The 289-nt window shown below is 65.1% G+C and carries 1 pseudogene; it reads right to left on the bottom strand.

Features of this window, described 5'->3' with window-relative positions:
• Window positions 1-289 (bottom strand): annotated as a pseudogene (locus tag EN861_RS34970) (FAD-linked oxidase); the annotation flags it as partial.

Raw genomic sequence — 289 nt, forward strand, 5'->3', positions numbered from 1 at the left:
CCGCCGATTGAATCTGGAGATACGGAACGGCTTGAAGGCGGCTTTCGATGGGGTATCCGAATTTCATCAGCGGTGCGATGACGGGTTCGCCCGCTTCGGGTGCCCCGACATAGCAGGCCGAGATGCTGAAGGCACGGTCGCCCGAGGGCAGTGTGACGAGCGCGGCGTCGACGCTCACCTCGTCCGGGGCGTCGCGGGAAAATTCGTCGTAAAACCGCATGGCCTCGCGCGCATGGTCGTAGGCGTGAAGCACCGAGCCCACGAGAAGCGCCGGGGCGAGCGGGTGCAA

Origin of the sequence: Mesorhizobium sp. M8A.F.Ca.ET.218.01.1.1 (assembly GCF_004791165.1) — a bacterium.
Taxonomy (GTDB): Bacteria; Pseudomonadota; Alphaproteobacteria; order Rhizobiales; family Rhizobiaceae; genus Mesorhizobium.